Origin of the sequence: Butyrivibrio sp. M55 (assembly GCF_900116865.1) — a bacterium.
Classification (GTDB): domain Bacteria; phylum Bacillota; class Clostridia; order Lachnospirales; family Lachnospiraceae; genus Butyrivibrio.
The window spans coordinates 15,807-31,219 of record NZ_FPCD01000026.1; the positions used below are offsets into that span (position 1 = coordinate 15,807).

The window sequence follows — 15,413 nt, forward strand, 5'->3', positions numbered from 1 at the left end:
GGCTTCTTGATCATTTAATGTATCAAGAGTTTGAACGGACTCATCGGTATTCCCGAAACGTTTGATACAAGTCCGCCTCTGTATGTGTTTTCACAGCACCAGAGAACTCTTCTGAACTTTGTTTTGCTTCCGTCTTTGCATTTACATATCACGGCGTTTTCTGCAAGCACCGCTTCAGTTTCATGCAGTTTGCCTTCTTCATCTTCAAGGAAGAAGTCTTTTATCTCTGTGCCCTTATCGGCATCAACTACGCACAATCCATCGGCATGTCCAAGCACAACCTTAACACTGTCGCCTTCTGTTGCCGCAGCAAGCGCAACAGGTCCGGTATACTCACCGTTATAACCATATTTGATATGTGCTGCCCAGAGAGCAAGTCTCTCACCGACAGGCTTCTTTGTAACGGGATGAAGATCGTTATCTTCACCAAGTCCCATTGTTACGGCAAGTCCGGTTGAAGGAATAGAAAGAATCTTGTTCTGTGTAAGTCTGAACTCTCCCCAATTCTCTTTTTCATCGAGATCGATAACAAAATTAGGAAGCTGAACAGCAATAAAAGGAAGATTCTCTTCTTTCCACAAATCTCTGTATCCCTTGACCATTCTCTCTGTAAGGTCAGCGTAATCCCATTTCTCATGAACATTACTCTCGCCCTGATACCAGATAACACCGTCAATAGGGAAATTGTGGCAAGGAGCAGTCATGCCGTTAAAGAGTCCCGAAGAATTCCAGTTGATGAAATCAGTCGGAGGCTTGGGATCGCACTTTGCACCGATCCTGTACTTCCACTCTCCGTCAAGATTAACGGACGCATCCTCATTAAATATCTTATACTCTTTGCCCGGACCTGGAGTAACTCGTCCAAGTCCAAGTTCGATACTGAGTCTTATTGCAACAACGTTGTCTTTTTCCCTTGTAAGGCCTTCGGGAACATCATACTTACGAGGCGGATATTGATATCCTGTCTCGCCGATAAGCTGTCCGTTAACATATACTCTGTCGGAATCAACCATTGTTCCGAAAAAGAATCTGGCTTTTTTGCCCGCAAGTTCCTTGGGAAGGTCAAATTTTCTTCTAAACCATACAGAACCGATATGGCCTTCAAGCGGTGTTCCTGTAAACATTGTGGGAAGTGTTATTGTATCCCAGTATGAATCGTAAACATCTTCAAGGTCCCAATGTCCCTCAATTCCCGCATCGGCAGCCGCAAGTTCACCGAGCCACTTCTCATCCTTTGCGACATTATATTCCATGCGCTCTTTTCTGAAAGCTTCATCGTTGTACTTATCAGTCTCTGCGATAAGCTCATCATAGCCTTCAAGCATCTCTCTGCTCATCCATGATGAAGCTCTGGATCCGCCAAGGCTTGCATTGATAAGACCGACAGGCTGTCCCGTCATGTTCTGGAGCTTACTTGCAAAAAAGTATGCCGTAGCCGAAAAATCCAGAATAGTATCTTTGCTTACATGCTTCCAGCTTCCTGTATTGTGCTCCTCATAGGGGCCGTCAAAACAGGTCTCTTCAACTATCTTAAAAGTAGATATTCTCTTATTTTCTTCAATATCAACAAGCTCGGGATATTTGTCTTTTACCCTGTTGATAGGAAGTTCCATATTGGACTGTCCCGTGCAGAGCCAGACAATTCCAAGCATCACGTCTTTAACGGTAATGCTCTCGCCCTTATCGTCAGAAACAACAAGCTCATAAGGTCCGCCGCTCTCCTTTGCAGAAAGATATACATCGAATCTACCCTTGTCGTCGCACTTTCCTGTAACACTCTCACCTGCGAGACTTGCAGTCACTTCAGAACCTGCATCGTCCCATCCCCAGATATGAATGCTTTTTCTCCTCTGAATAACACACCCGTCAGATAACAAACGCGGTAAAGTAAGTCTAGCCATAGTATATTACCCCATCCTTTCATGTTAGATAGATTATACTAATCGCAGGCTTATTTTACCGCGTACTTAATGCTAATATTTTCCCAGTTTTTGCTAGTTCGGTGTTTCCTTAGATATCCTGTCCCGAGGATCCGATTCTTACCAGCGCTCTGTACAGTTTTGCCTCAGCGCGAACCCTTGCTTCTTTATCAAGCTGTTGGTTCTTAAGAAGTTCCTCAGCCTTAGCTTTAGCAGCTTTGGCACGCTCAATATCGATGTCTTCGCTCCACTCCCAAGTTGTGGGAAGGACTCTTACCTCTCCGTTCATCACAGAGATCATTCCACCGATACAGGCCGCTTTTCTCTCACTACCGTCGGCCATGGTAACCTTAGCGGTTCCCATTCCGATAGCGGTACAATAATTGGTGTGGCGAGCAAGGATCTCAACATCACCATCTATTGTACGGAGCATTATCTTCTGTACTTCACCCTCAAAATCAAGACCATCCAGGGATACAACCTGTAAATGATATGAAGTGGACATAATCAGCTCCTTTACTGCTTTTTAGCCTTCTCAAACACTTCGTCGATAGTTCCGACAAGGAGGAAAGCACTCTCAGGAAGATCATCGCACTCACCGTCAAGGATCATCTTGAAGCCTCTAATAGTCTCCTTAAGAGGAACATACTTACCGGGAAGACCCGTGAACTGCTCAGCAACAGAGAAGCTCTGTGACAAGAAGTTCTGAACCTTACGTGCTCTGTAAACAGTAAGCTTATCTTCCTCTGAAAGTTCGTCCATACCCATGATGGCAATGATATCCTGAAGTTCACGATATCTCTGAAGAACCTGCTGAACGCCCTTTGCAACTTCGTAATGCTCTTTTCCGACGATATCGGGTGAAAGAATACGGCTTGTTGAATCAAGAGGATCAACCGCAGGATAAATACCCTTTGAAGCGATATCTCTTGAAAGAACCGTAGTAGCATCAAGGTGTGTGAAGGTTGTAGCAGGAGCGGGGTCGGTCAAGTCATCGGCAGGCACGTATACAGCCTGAACTGATGTGATTGATCCCTTCTTTGTTGATGTGATACGCTCCTGAAGAGCACCCATTTCTGTAGCCAGTGTAGGCTGATAACCTACGGCTGAAGGCATACGTCCGAGAAGCGCTGAAACCTCTGAACCGGCCTGTGTGAAACGGAAGATATTATCAATGAAAAGAAGCACATCCTGATTCTTAACATCACGGAAATACTCCGCCATTGTAAGTCCCGAAAGACCTACTCTCATTCTTGCTCCGGGGGGCTCATTCATCTGACCGTAAACAAGTGCGGTCTTATCAAGAACTCCACTTTCTTTCATTTCGCCGTAAAGATCGTTTCCTTCACGGGTACGCTCACCAACACCTGTAAATACGGAGATACCGCCGTGTGCGGTAGCAACGTTATTGATAAGCTCCATGATAAGTACGGTCTTACCTACTCCGGCACCGCCGAAAAGACCGATCTTACCACCTTTTGCGTAAGGACAGATAAGGTCAACGACCTTGATTCCTGTCTCAAAGATCTCTGTAGCAGGTACCTGATCTTCGTATGCAGGAGCGGGACGATGAATTGCCCATCTCTCTTTTGCATTCGGATCGGGACCGTTATCTACGGGATCACCCAAAAGGTTGAAAATTCTTCCCAAACATTCCTCACCAACGGGAACTGTGATAGGGCTTCCTGTATCTGTAGCATCTACGCCTCTTACAAGACCGTCGGTTGAACTCATGGCAACGCAACGAACAACGTCGTCGCCTACCTGCTGAGCAACCTCTGCTACAAGCTTACGATCCTCTATCATAATCTCTATGGCATTGTGAAGATCAGGAAGTTCGCCTTCTTTAAAGCGAATGTCAAGTACAGGTCCTGTAACCTGTATTACCTTTCCAACATGATTTTCACTCATTGTTAAACTCCTTTAATTATAGTGTGGCACCTGCAACGATCTCTGTGATCTCCTGCGTGATGCTTGCCTGACGTGCTCTGTTGTAGTACAAGCTCAATGTATCGATCATCTCTTCTGCGTTATCCGTTGCAGCCTCCATCGCTGTTCTTCTGGCTGCAAGCTCACTTGCGTAAGATATGTTGATACTTGAGTATAAAATGCCCGCCAGATATTCCGGAACGATGGCATTGAACACCGTCTCACTGTCAGGTTCATACAAAATAAGGTCTCTTGCCTTTCCGTCCGATTTCTTTTCTTCCGAACGAAGATCTTCAAGCGGAAGAAGTGAAGAAGCGGTAGGCACCTGCGAAAGCATGGATACGAAATTCGTATAGCATAGTTGAATATGTCCATACTCCCCGTTTTTGTATGCATCACAGATCAATTTTGCAATCTGATAGCAGTCCGAAATCGTAACCTTGGCAACCTCGGAATATTCCTCTGTAAAGATAGGCACATTTCTGTGTTTGAAATACTCCACAGATTTTTTTCCTATAGGAAGAACGGTTATATCGTCGCGTCCTTTTTTCTCAGCTTCCATGAACTTGAAAAGATTGGAGTTATAGCCGCCTGCAAGACCTCTGTCTCCGGCAATGACCACATAGAGCCATTTGTCATTTTTACCACTCTGGGTAAAAGGAGATCTGAAATCCGTGTTGCCGTTTGCTATATCCGTCAATGTCTCAAGTGTGGTCTCGAGATAAGGCTTGGACTGATCCGCTTTTTCTTTTGCCTTACGAAGTTTGGATGCCGCAACAAGCTGCATAGCCTTCGTGATCTGCATAGTGCTCTGAACGCTCTTTATTCGGAGTTTAACAGCTTTCATATTTCCAGCCATCTTTAAGTCCTCCTATTATTTTGCATTCTTCTGCTGCAAAAACTTATCTGTATATGCGTTCAGCGACTCTTTAAGTTTATTCTCAGTCTCAGCTTCGAGCTTACCTGTCTCGCGAATGTCTCTCATTGCAGCAATTCCTGAAGGATCGCTGTCAAGGAAGTCATAAAGACCTGCCTCATACTCCGCGATATCGGAAGCCTCAACCTTGATAAGAATATTGTTTACAACGGCATAAAGAATAGCTACCTGCTTCTCAACAGGAACAGGCTGATTCTTATCCTGCTTCAGGACTTCAACGATACGTTCACCCTGTGCAAGACGTGCCTTGGTATCTTCATCAAGGTCCGATCCGAACTGAGCAAAGCTCTGAAGTTCACGGTACTGTGAATATACGAGCTTAAGTGTTCCGGCAACCTTCTTCATAGCCTTGATCTGAGCGTTACCACCAACTCGGGATACCGAGATACCGGGGTTAACAGCCGGCATGATTCCTGAGTGGAAAAGCTCTGTCTCAAGGAATATCTGTCCATCAGTGATGGAAATAACATTCGTAGGAATGTATGCAGATACGTCACCTGCCTGTGTCTCAATGATAGGAAGGGCTGTAAGCGATCCGCCGCCGTTCTCATCAGAGAGTTTAGCCGCTCTCTCAAGAAGTCTTGAGTGAAGGTAGAATACGTCTCCGGGATAAGCCTCACGTCCCGGTGGTCTTCTGATCAAAAGTGAAAGTGCACGATATGCAACCGCATGCTTTGAAAGGTCATCATAGATGCAAAGTACGTGCTTTCCTTTGTTCATAAAGTACTCACCCATTGCACAACCTGTGTAAGGTGAAATGTACTGAAGAGGACTGGGTTCTGAAGCTGTGGCTGCAACTACGATTGTGTAGTCCATAGCTCCGCCCTTCTTAAGGTCCTCAACAAGTGCCGTTACTGTAGAACGCTTCTGTCCGATAGCAACGTAAATACAGATAACGTCCTTGCCCTTCTGGTTAAGGATCGTATCTATTGCGATTGTTGTCTTACCGGTCTGTCTGTCACCGATGATAAGCTCACGCTGACCTCTACCGATAGGAATCATTGAATCGATAGCTTTGATACCGGTCTGGAGAGGCTCCTTAACCGGCTGTCTTGCAATGATTCCGGGAGCCGGTGATTCAACAGGTCTGTACTCTGTTGTCTCGATAGGTCCCTGTCCGTCAATAGGCTGACCGATGGCGTTAACAACACGTCCGATCATTTTATCTCCTACGGGAACTGATACGACTCTTCCCGTACGTTTAACAGTCTGTCCTTCGCTGATTCCTACATCCTCGCCGAACAAAACCGCTGATACTACTGTTTCCTCGAGGTTCTGAGCCATTCCGAATGTACCATTCTCAAACTCCAAAAGCTCTCCCGACATACAGTTCAAAAGACCGCTTACTCTGGCGATACCATCACCAACGGTAAGAACCGTACCTGTCTCGTTTTGGATTATTGCATTCTGATAATTCTTTATCTGGCTTCGAATGACCTCGGATATTTTTTCTGGTTTTAGTTCCATATTATCCTCCGACGTAATTTTGGTTTATATAATTGTCTCGTCGACTCGTCTCTTAAGTTCGGATAACCTGCCTTTGACCGTTCCGTCAAAAAGCTGTCCCTCAAGATCAACACGGACACCACCTAGGATTCCGGGATCTACCTTCTGTCTGAGCAAAACTTTTTTGCCGCTTATTCCCTCAAGCTTTTCCTTGAGTTTGGCCACTTGTGAATCGTCAAGCGCAACAGCCGATGTAACAAGAGCATCTGCGATGCCGTTGTCTGTGTTGTAGCACTTTCTGAATCTCTTTCGGCAAGCCGAAAATTCTCTAAGCAAGCCTTTCTCAATAAGAATCTTGATGAAATTCAGAAGATACTCCTGACAGCCGTCTTTGAGCGCATCATCGACAAGCTGCAGTCTCTCTTTCTTGGGAACCGAGGGTTCCGAAAGGAGTGTGATATAATCGGGATTCTCTTTAAAGAGTCCTTCAACCACCTCCATCTGTCCCAGTATTTCATCCGTAAGGTTCACTTCTGCTGCCAGATCATATAGGCTCTGCCCATAAAGATCTCCAGCTTTACTCATGATTACCTCTTTTCTTGGATCAAGCTCCGACTTTACTAATAAAGTCTTCGATGAGCTTCTTGTGATCGTTCTCGTTTATTTCTTTTTCAACGACCTTACCTGCAATATCCATTGCAAGTCCGCCGATTTCATCTTTAGCCTCGTTGATAGCTTTCTTCTTCTCCTGCTCAATATCAGCAGCAGCTCTTGCCTTAATATCAGCCGCTTCCTTCTGTGCATCCTGCACCAAAGCATCTGCCTTGGTCTGAGCCTCTTTCTGCGCATCAGATACGATCTGTGCAGCTTCGGAATGAGCTTTTGTAAGGCTGCTCTCATATTGGTCTTTAAGAGAATCTGCTTCTTCCTTGGCTTCTCTGGCTTCTTTTATTGCCTTATCCGCAAGATTCTGTCTCTTCTCAAGGATATTGTTGATTGGTTTAAAAAGAAATTTCTTTATCAAAAATACCTGTATAAAGAGGTTACAGATCTGAAGAATAAGGGTCCAGAAGTTCACTGTGACAAGTGCCTGGTTTTCTGCAGTCACTGCCAAAAGAGCCTTTATTCCCATATTGTTTCTCCTTCGTTACGAAAGCTCGTTTCATCAATTAAGGTAGTTCATGAACATTCCAGGTGCTACGAAAATAAGAAGAAGACCTGTAACGAAACCATAAATACCTGTTGTCTCTGCAACGGCACAACCAAGAAGCATTGTGCTTGTTACATCACTCTTGCACTCGGGCTGGCGTCCGATTGCTTCAAGAGCCTTAGAAACCGCAGTTCCTTCACCAATACCGGGTCCGATACCTGCGATAAGTGCACATCCTGCACCGATTCCACAACCTGCAAGTGCTATACCTTTAGCTAATACCTGAAAATCACCCATAATTTTTTTGCCTCCTAAAAACGCAATTTAATTGTTTTTTGTTCTTTAGTATTTTTTACTTTTTTGTCAGCCTTCTTCTGCTGCATTTGCGATGTACATAACTGTCAGCATACAGAAAATAAATGCCTGCATACATCCTGAGAACCAGTCAAAGTATACGCCTGTGATAGCCGGTAATCCGACTCCCAAGATCGGTATCTTTGAGAGGAAATCTCCTACCGCTCCCGGAATGAGTCCGAGTAATGCGGCCGATGCCAATCCCAATGCCCAGTAGATAAGACCATCGATAACTACACCCGAGAGAATATTTCCAAAGTGACGGCACGCCATACTAACCGGCGTAGCAAGCTCTGAAAGAATATTGAACGGGGTCATAACCGCAATAGGTGTCGTAAATCCCTTTAAATATCCGCCAAATCCATTAGTCTTGATCTTAGTTGCGGTAATCATTGTAAATACCACAAGTGCCCAGGCGGCTTCTGTAGATAAGTCTGCTGTCGGACTTCGCAGTCCTGTAAGGCTGATAAGGTTTGAAACCACACTTGTAACAAACAGAGCCGAAACGAATGGAATCAACTTATCAAATTTAGTGCTTCCGGTGTTATTACGAACAAAGTTATTACCCATTTCAACGAGCATTTCCGCAAATGCCTGTCTCTTTGAAATGTTCTCCATCTTTAGATCCCTGGTAAGGAATATACACAAACCTGTAATTATCAGCATTACGATCCATGTGACTACAAGCGTCTCTGTAATCTTCAGATCTCCGAGAACGGGAATACCCGTACGGATAGTCGCGTATACCTTGGGGCCTACGACCGAGAATTCTTTACTCATATCTTCGCCTTCAACCTCCTTTCCCCGCAGATATAATCCCGCGTAATTTAATCACAATGCTGGGAACGAATAAGGGCGCTATGCCCGCCACCGGATTGATGAACGGTAAAACTATAGAAAGAATAACCCAGAGGAACTGGATCATCGTTCTATACCTATAGCTCACTCCCATAGTCTTCCTAGCTCTGTCTTCATCCTCAATAGATGCTACCTTTTGCACAGATACCGCCATCCAAAAGAAATTACCTACAGCGATCAGATAACCGCCTATTCCGCCTATGATAACTTTTATGTCAAATGGCGCCCAATCGGGAACTACCATGTGCAAACAGAAAAATACAAGATACATTACAATAATGCCTACCGCTACCGATGCGGCAATTATTCCTGTTTCTTTTTTTACAGCCTTCTGTAATTTCATGCGCTGTCCTCTTTCCATCCGTAAATATCAATGATGCCTGTTGAAAGACACTTCGTTGTTGTTTTTCTTCTTTTTTTCTTCTTTGTTGATTACTTGCAGATACACCTTGTACGCAGTTGTAATAGAACCTCCAAGCCCCATGATAAAACCGGGTATATAGACCCACTCCCCTATCGAAAGCTTAGAGCATAACAGATAGCAGCAACCCAGACACATCAAAAGAGGCATTATCAAAGAAAGCCCCAGCTGACCGACCATAGCAAATTGACCAAGTATTTCAGACATTCGCTTCATTTGCATCTGAATTCTGACTACGCTCCTTTTCATGTAAAAGTCGAAACAAACCTAATTTATATGATACTCTATTTACGTTCATTTCTCAACCAATCCCTGTCAATAAGCTACTTTTGCAAGGTTTATGCCAAAATTAGAAAAGCTACTGTTTTACGCATATAAGTGTCGTAATATTTAAAAAATGTCGCTTAAAATACAGATAATATAATCTGTTTTTAAGCGACATTGCCTTTAATATTTCATATAATATTGAATTCTTTACTGTTCTTCTTCGACAGCAGTTGTCTTGATGTGAAGCTCTTCAAGCTGCTTGTCTGTTACGTATCCGGGTGCCCCCATCATAACGTCCGCTGCATTCTTGTTCATAGGGAAAGGAATGATCTCTCTGATAGAATCCTCTCCTGCAAGAAGCATTACCATACGGTCTACACCGGGTGCGATTCCTGCGTGCGGAGGTGCTCCGTAGCAGAATGCGTTGTACATGGCAGGGAACTTAGCCTTAACGTCTTCTTCTCCAAGTCTTACCATCTCAAATGCCTTTATCATGATCTCGGGATCGTGGTTACGAACAGCTCCCGATGAAAGCTCTACGCCGTTACATACAAGGTCGTACTGATCCGCAGTGATAGTAAGAGGATCGATCTCGCCTTTCTCAGCCTTAAGAAGTGTCTCAAGACCGCCGCTTGGCATAGAGAAAGGATTGTGGCAGAACTCAAGCTCGCCTGACTCTTCACCAATCTCGTACATAGGGAAATCTACGATCCAGCAGAATGTATACTGCTCTTTGTCCATGTGTCCGGGAACAGCGGCACCAAATGTCTTAACAACAACACCTGCTGTCTTCTGAGCTGCTCCAAGCTTGCCGCTTGAAAGAACAACGAGATCACCGGGCTTAATTCCGAGTGCTGAAACCACGCTATCCTTGATAGGTGCAACGAACTTAGCGATTCCGCCGACAAGTTCATTGTTTTCATCCATCCTGAACCAATATGCCTTATTTCCTGACTGAACCTCAACATCTCCGATTGTCTTATCGATGAACTTTCTGCTCTCTTTGAAATCAGAGATAACTACAGCCTTGATCCTTACATCTGTTGCAGAGCCGTCTTCTGCCTTAGTTGCAAAAGGTCCGAATCCGCAATCTGCAAGAACTTCCGTAGCATCCTGAACAGTAAGGTCGATTCTGAGATCCGGCTTATCTGTTCCGTATTTCTCCATTGCCTCAAGATAAGGAATTCTCATGAACGGAGCTCCTGAAGCACGGTCATAATTACCGTATTTAGCAAATATAGGAGGAAGTACATCCTCGATAACGGCAAATACATCTTCCTGTGAAGCGAATGCCATCTCCATATCAAGCTGATAGAATTCTCCGGGACTTCTGTCTCCTCTTGCATCCTCATCACGGAAGCAAGGTGCGATCTGGAAGTAGCGGTCAAATCCTGCTGTCATAAGGAGCTGTTTGAACTGCTGAGGTGCCTGCGGAAGAGCATAGAACTTGCCCGGATGTTTTCTTGCGGGAACAAGGTAGTCTCTTGCACCCTCAGGTGAAGATGCAGTAAGTATAGGTGTTGTAATCTCAAGGAAGCCATGCTCTGTCATAGCGCTTCTGAGCGCTGCAACTACATTGCATCTTAAGATAATATTCTTTTTAACCTCGGGATTTCTAAGGTCGAGGTAACGATATTTAAGACGTGCAGTCTCGTCAGCCTCTCTTGAATGATTGATCTCAAAAGGAAGCTCGTTATAACGGCAGCGTCCCAGAATTTCGATTGATTCGGGAACAACCTCGATATCTCCGGTTTCCTGCTTGGGATTCTTGGAACTTCTCTCCCTTACAACTCCCTTTACGGAAATTGTTGATTCCTTGTTGATTGCCTTGGCTGTCTTAACCATCTCCTCAGTCTCAAGGACAATCTGCGTTGTGCCGTAGAAGTCGCGAAGAACTACGAATCCAAGTCCGCTTCCGACTTCTCTCATATTCTCAAGCCATCCGACAAGAGTTACGCTCTCGCCGACATTATCGATACGAAGTTCACCGCAGTTATGTGTACGTGATTGCATCATTAGTGTTACTCCATTTCTGTATTATAAATCTGCATTAATAAAGTTGTGCGTGGCACTGAATTTATCCAATACCACGCACAACATTTTAGACCAACATTGTAATAGTTGCAAGTAAAAACGAGAAACCTTATTTTACTCTGTTTCCGCCCCACTCAACAACAGTAAAGCCGTTTCTGTCGAATTCATCCAGATACTGAGGATTAAGGCCCACATATCTATCTGAAGGATACCAAGCCATAAATACACGGATCAAAGTATCAGGTTTAGGCTCAATATCAAGCTTTGCTCCCTTAGTATAGGAACTTCCCTGAAAACTGATAACGTTGTACTTATTATCAACCATCTGAGGCAGCCAGTATTCGATAAATTCCGATCTCTCAGCCTCATTAAGTCCGATCTCGGTAAGCTTATCTTCAAGAAAGGCTTCCGTATCTTCTCCCTTTACGCAAAAACCTGAGAAAAAGTTATAATTGCGATTGGGATCTCCTTCCCAATAGAGATAGTCGTACTTTTCTCCTTCATAGGTGATCGTTCCGTCTCTGTCGGCTGTAACCTTCCAGCCGTTATCTATATTGAAGATAGGATCAAGCTCGGTGAGATTGCCATCATAATCCAGCGTTACAGAAACCTCTGTAGCGTCCTCCTCCGGATAAAGATAAATCACCGGTTTTCGGTCTATTCCAATTTCATCCGACGCATCGGATCCGGGGCAGGCATCTTCTGTTTTCCCATATCCGAAAACAATAAGCAACATGCCCATAACAATAGTTACAATAAGACACTTTTTGCCCATAAGACCACCTCCGATCTTCTATACATTAATTATATAATGTATATCGGCAAAAAGATATATTTACTTTACAACTTTTTCAATTGTCGTATTCTGTACTATACTATTGGGATTAAGCGCGAACGAATTGATGTCTCTGACTTTGTTATAGCAAACAAGTTTGATAGTTATCATCTTGTTCTGTTTGAGAGTGCAAAACTGATACACCTCGGCATAAGGTGGCTCAGCAACTGTTTTTACACGAAGGTACTTACTCTTATTACTCTTGACGATGTCGGTACTTATCTCGCTTACCTTTACACCCTGATTCTTCATTGAATTACGGATCTGGTCTTCGAGATTTCCAAAGAATTTTTTGATTGCTTCATCAGGCATGTTGTAAAGATCCTTGCCCTTAGTATCAAAATTCTCGACGGTCACTGACATTTCGCCTTCATTTGCAGAAATCCAAAGGTCGTATCCACTTCCGGCCATAAGTCTTGAAACTTCAGAAGCATTCGTAAGACGTCCGGTTCCATCGGAATAGATGGTCTTGCCGCCCATAAAACATGTTCCGTATTCGGGAAGCACCATATTTACCGCAGTATTTCCATCTTCTACGCGAACCTTGTTTTCTACCGCATAAATATCCGTCTTACATATTCCCATAAAAAAGACAAACATTAAAATTGCAGCAACCACACGTTTCTTACCTATTAAATTCTTTTTCATCTTACCCCCACAAAATCTACATATAAGCCCCCACAACAGTAACTCTTCCTCTTCGTATTAGTCACTATTAAGATAACTCTTTCTTGCAATCATGACAACCTAATTTTTCCCCAAAATCTTTCTATACACAAGTCAACCAATTTGTGTTAAAGTTAATTTGCGTTATAGTTCACAGTCATTCAGACTGCAAATTTTTAACAATTATGCTCATTATCTTGAGCGTTTCGATTCACGTAAGTGGATAATCCCCGAAGGAAAGGTGGTGGTTTTTATGAAGTCAGATTCACATCGATGTGGCAGTGATCCTGCTCCTGGTCGAAGTACCATAAAAACCACATACGCAAAAGGAGATTATCATGGAATTACAAGAAGAGAAAACAATTGTTGAGATCTTAAAAGAGCTTCTTGAAGCAAGGCAGTACACCATGCTCCGCCAGACCATCTCAGAAATGAACACAGTTGATATAGCTGCTGCAATGGGCGAGATGGAGGATGAGGATTCACTTAAAATGTTCAGAATCCTCCCCAAGGATATGGCTGCGGATGTATTTGCCGACTTGGAGCTGGATGATCAGCAGTACATCATCCGTTCACTTTCAGACCGAGAAGCTTCCAACATTATTGACAACCTAATGGCGGATGACGCTACCGACCTTTTGGAGGAAATGCCCGCCAGCGTAGTAAAGCGCATTCTGGCCAATGCGAGCCCCGAGACAAGAGCCGATATCAATCACCTGCTCAGATATCCCGAAGACTCAGCCGGAAGTATCATGACCGTGGAGTATGTAGACCTCCGTGAAGATATGACGGTCAACGACGCTATAGAGAGAATCAGGAAAAAAGGTGTAGATTCCGAGACAATCAACATCTGCTACGTTGTATCGAGGCAGAAAATACTTGTCGGAACCGTTGCGCTCAGATACCTTCTTATAACAAAGCCCGATGAGATCATCGGCGACATAATGAACACCAATGTCATCAGTATAAACACGATGACTGACCAGGAGGAAGCAGCAAGAATCTTCCAGAAGTACGGCTTCACGGCAATGCCCGTTGTAGACAACGAGTCACGTATGGTCGGTATCATCACCATCGATGACGTTGTGGACATCATGGAAGAAGAGGCTACCGAGGATATCGAGAAGATGGCTGCTATCGTGCCGTCCGATAAGCCTTATCCCAAGGTAGGCATATTGGAAACCTACAGAAACAGAATTCCATGGCTGTTGTTCCTTATGGTCAGCGCCACATTTACGGGCGGAATCATAGCACACTATGAAGCAGCTCTGACAGCATTTGCACTGACCGCATACATCCCAATGCTTATGGATACAGGCGGAAATGCAGGTTCACAGGCAAGCGTTTCAATTATCCGCGGATTGTCACTGAAAGAAATTGAGTTCAAAGACTTATTTAAGATAGTATGGAAAGAAATAAGAGTTGCGGTTCTTTGCGGTTTTACCCTTGCCGTTGCTAACTTTATAAGACTTCTTGTCTTTGCTCACGGCGTTCCGATCGCAACATCACTTGTTGTCTGCCTGACACTTTTTGTTGTTGTGCTCATTGCCAAACTCGTAGGTTGTTTCCTTCCCATGCTTGCATCACGCTTCGGCTTTGACCCGGCAGTTATGGCAAGTCCGTTCATTACCACAATAGTTGATGCATTGTCACTGCTTGTTTTCTTGAACATTGCAACCGCATTATTGGCATAGTAATATGACATCACAGTAAACATCGCCCCGGAGGAGATATGGGTAAGAAATCAGTAAAAGAGAATAAGAACATCTATTTCACATCACGTGAAGAGGCCGGCCTGACCAGAGCTCAGGCAAGCGAACTTATCGGAACGATAAGTGACAGCCGCCTTGAAAAAATAGAAACAGATAAGACATCCGTTCAACCGGAAGACGTTGCAGATATGGCTGTCGCTTACAAGAAGCCTGAGTTATGCAACTACTACTGCACTCACGAGTGCCGGATCGGAAAAGGCAGTGTTCCCGAGGTTAAGATTTCCTCATTATCGGAGATTGTACTTGGAATGTTATCCGCACTTAATTCTCTGGACAACCAGAAAGCTCGTTTAATAGACATAACGGCAGATGGACGCATAACAGATGACGAACTCAAGGATTTCGCCGAAATACAGCGTCAGCTGGACAATATAGACATGACTGTTGAAGCCCTTAGGTTATGGGTAAAAAATACAATTGCAGAAGGCAAGATAGATGAAAAGAAATTAAATGACCTGAAAGCTTAAGCTTTCAGGCCATTTTTTTATTTGATAGGTAAACGTCAAATAATCCGCTACCGATAAAAATATACGCCGCTTTTATTATCAGCGGCGTGGTTTACGGCATATATCAGGTAATGATTTTGACCAGGGTAGCAAATGATCAAGCTTTGCCGTATCTATATTTCCATTTTCATCACAGAGTTTTGGAAGCTCTGTAAGGAGGTGATCAAAGTAATAAAAGGGCACCAGACCATTTAGTTTGGCTGTCTCAACAATTGAATATATAACAGCACTTGCTTTGGCACCGCGCGGAGTGTTAATTATCACCCAGTTTTTTCTGCCGATTGTAAATGGACGTATGCTTCGTTCGCTTAGAGAGTTG

17 protein-coding genes are annotated in these 15,413 nt (G+C 44.0%); 2 read left to right on the forward strand and 15 right to left on the reverse strand.

All coding sequences use genetic code 11. The annotated features are described in order from the left end of the window. Positions 1-14: 14 nt before the first annotated feature. From BM398_RS16475 to BM398_RS16540, 14 genes are all read right to left on the reverse strand, one after another. Positions 15-1,901: a sialate O-acetylesterase gene (locus tag BM398_RS16475; RefSeq protein ID WP_092339343.1), complete on the reverse strand. Its 1,887-nt coding sequence runs from the start codon at positions 1,899-1,901 to the stop codon at positions 15-17. A gap of 109 nt (positions 1,902-2,010) precedes the next feature. Then, the gene (gene atpC / locus BM398_RS16480; protein ID WP_026656155.1) at positions 2,011-2,424 is read right to left on the reverse strand and encodes an ATP synthase F1 subunit epsilon; all 414 of its coding nucleotides are present in this window, start codon (positions 2,422-2,424) and stop codon (positions 2,011-2,013) included. An 11-nt stretch (positions 2,425-2,435) separates the two neighbouring features. Beyond that, entirely contained in the window at positions 2,436-3,830 is a 1,395-nt protein-coding gene (gene atpD / locus BM398_RS16485; protein ID WP_026668428.1) for a F0F1 ATP synthase subunit beta, read from the reverse strand. A 16-nt stretch (positions 3,831-3,846) separates the two neighbouring features. Beyond that, positions 3,847-4,707 carry an ATP synthase F1 subunit gamma gene (gene atpG, locus BM398_RS16490; protein ID WP_092339345.1) on the reverse strand — a complete coding sequence of 287 codons (861 nt, stop codon included), beginning with the start codon at positions 4,705-4,707 and terminating at the stop codon, positions 3,847-3,849. Positions 4,708-4,722: 15 nt separating this feature from the next. Further along, the gene (atpA, locus tag BM398_RS16495; RefSeq protein WP_026656159.1) at positions 4,723-6,252 is read right to left on the reverse strand and encodes a F0F1 ATP synthase subunit alpha; all 1,530 of its coding nucleotides are present in this window, start codon (positions 6,250-6,252) and stop codon (positions 4,723-4,725) included. A 24-nt stretch (positions 6,253-6,276) separates the two neighbouring features. Further along, positions 6,277-6,816 carry an ATP synthase F1 subunit delta gene (gene atpH, locus BM398_RS16500; RefSeq protein WP_092339347.1) on the reverse strand — a complete coding sequence of 180 codons (540 nt, stop codon included), beginning with the start codon at positions 6,814-6,816 and terminating at the stop codon, positions 6,277-6,279. A 19-nt stretch (positions 6,817-6,835) separates the two neighbouring features. Continuing rightward, the gene (atpF, locus tag BM398_RS16505) at positions 6,836-7,363 is read right to left on the reverse strand and encodes a F0F1 ATP synthase subunit B (RefSeq protein ID WP_034462099.1); all 528 of its coding nucleotides are present in this window, start codon (positions 7,361-7,363) and stop codon (positions 6,836-6,838) included. Positions 7,364-7,396: 33 nt separating this feature from the next. Beyond that, complete coding sequence (atpE, locus tag BM398_RS16510) at positions 7,397-7,678, reverse strand: ATP synthase F0 subunit C (protein ID WP_026656162.1); 282 nt, start codon at positions 7,676-7,678, stop codon at positions 7,397-7,399. Positions 7,679-7,744: 66 nt separating this feature from the next. Then, positions 7,745-8,515, reverse strand: coding sequence for a F0F1 ATP synthase subunit A (locus BM398_RS16515; protein ID WP_026656163.1), 771 nt, complete (start codon positions 8,513-8,515; stop codon positions 7,745-7,747). Positions 8,516-8,525: 10 nt separating this feature from the next. Further along, the gene (locus tag BM398_RS16520; protein WP_026656165.1) at positions 8,526-8,936 is read right to left on the reverse strand and encodes a hypothetical protein; all 411 of its coding nucleotides are present in this window, start codon (positions 8,934-8,936) and stop codon (positions 8,526-8,528) included. A 27-nt stretch (positions 8,937-8,963) separates the two neighbouring features. After that, the gene (locus BM398_RS16525; RefSeq protein ID WP_026656166.1) at positions 8,964-9,230 is read right to left on the reverse strand and encodes an AtpZ/AtpI family protein; all 267 of its coding nucleotides are present in this window, start codon (positions 9,228-9,230) and stop codon (positions 8,964-8,966) included. A 258-nt stretch (positions 9,231-9,488) separates the two neighbouring features. Beyond that, positions 9,489-11,297: an aspartate--tRNA ligase gene (gene aspS / locus BM398_RS16530; RefSeq protein WP_092339351.1), complete on the reverse strand. Its 1,809-nt coding sequence runs from the start codon at positions 11,295-11,297 to the stop codon at positions 9,489-9,491. Positions 11,298-11,424: 127 nt separating this feature from the next. After that, positions 11,425-12,090, reverse strand: coding sequence for a hypothetical protein (locus tag BM398_RS17475; protein ID WP_092339353.1), 666 nt, complete (start codon positions 12,088-12,090; stop codon positions 11,425-11,427). A gap of 60 nt (positions 12,091-12,150) precedes the next feature. Further along, positions 12,151-12,798, reverse strand: a complete 648-nt coding sequence (locus BM398_RS16540; protein ID WP_092339355.1) for a hypothetical protein — start codon at positions 12,796-12,798, stop codon at positions 12,151-12,153. Positions 12,799-13,154: 356 nt separating this feature from the next. On the opposite strand from BM398_RS16540, the gene mgtE reads away from it, so the two are divergent. Further along, entirely contained in the window at positions 13,155-14,510 is a 1,356-nt protein-coding gene (mgtE, locus tag BM398_RS16545) for a magnesium transporter (RefSeq protein ID WP_026656169.1), read from the forward strand. A 38-nt stretch (positions 14,511-14,548) separates the two neighbouring features. Next, complete coding sequence (locus tag BM398_RS16550; RefSeq protein WP_092339357.1) at positions 14,549-15,055, forward strand: helix-turn-helix domain-containing protein; 507 nt, start codon at positions 14,549-14,551, stop codon at positions 15,053-15,055. 78 nt (positions 15,056-15,133) lie between these two features. On the opposite strand, the gene BM398_RS16555 is transcribed toward BM398_RS16550, so the two are convergent. Continuing rightward, positions 15,134-15,413, reverse strand: a 280-nt coding sequence (locus tag BM398_RS16555; protein WP_139233848.1) for a transposase domain-containing protein, incomplete at its 5' end; no start/stop codon positions are given.